Origin of the sequence: Rhodobacter calidifons (assembly GCF_011174775.1) — a bacterium.
GTDB lineage: Bacteria > Pseudomonadota > Alphaproteobacteria > Rhodobacterales > Rhodobacteraceae > Tabrizicola > Tabrizicola calidifons.
The window spans coordinates 1-906 of the sequence record NZ_JAANHS010000052.1; the positions used below are offsets into that span (position 1 = coordinate 1).

Genomic DNA, 906 nt, shown 5'->3' on the forward strand with positions numbered 1-906 from the left:
TGTGTGACGCCGCATCTGAGGCCGGACACATGTCAGCACCCGATGACGCGCCGGGATCAGGCCCGAAGTTCCCTCTTGCGCAAGGGGCGGTTACACATGTTGCACAAATCTCCTGAGGGGATTCATCTCGTGAATCCAGCGTGATAGCTGGGGTGTATGAGCAGACCGACACCCCCGACCTACAAGACCAGGAACTGGCCCGCCTATAACGAAGCGCTGAAGCGCCGTGGTTCGCTGACGATCTGGTTCGATCCCGCGATGACCTGGGACGCCGCGCCGACCGGCAAGCGCGGGCGGCAACCCGACGACAGCGACGCCGCCATCCAGACCTGCCTGACGATGAAGGGTGAAGGGCGCCCGGAAAACAGTCCAGTGGACTGTTTTCAGCTCTGAACGGGCGAAGCCCCGAGACGGTTCGGCATGGCGCTCCGCCAAATCACAGGGTTCGTCGAGAGCCCGGCTCGCGCCTGATCGGCCTGGACTGGGCCGTGCCCGACTTCAGTACGCTGTCGAGACGGCAGAAGACCCTGAAGGTCAACATTCCTTATCGCGGCTCGGACGGTCCGCTGCACCTGCTGGTGGACAGCACCGGGATCAAGGTCGAGGGCGAGGGGGAATGGAATGCCCGCAAGCACGGGGGCACCAAACGCCCCTCGCCACGGTTTCTCGAACCGGTGGCGAAACCATGGCTCGACTGGCGCAAGATCCACATCGGGATCGACGAGAGTGAGGAGGATCAGGAAACGGTCCAGTGGACCGTTTCCCCGACGAACACTGGAAATCCGGGCGGCCGAGTTCACCACGAGCGATGTCGGCGACGCCCCGATGCTGCCCGACCTGCTCGACCAGATCCCGCCGGAGCAAGAGATCGCCAGCGTCACCGCCGACGGCGCCTTCGACACCCGC

1 pseudogene is annotated in these 906 nt (G+C 64.2%); it reads left to right on the top strand.

Annotated features, from left to right (window positions below):
• Positions 1-156: 156 nt before the first annotated feature.
• A pseudogene (locus tag G8O29_RS18165) lies at positions 157-906 on the top strand (transposase); the annotation flags it as partial.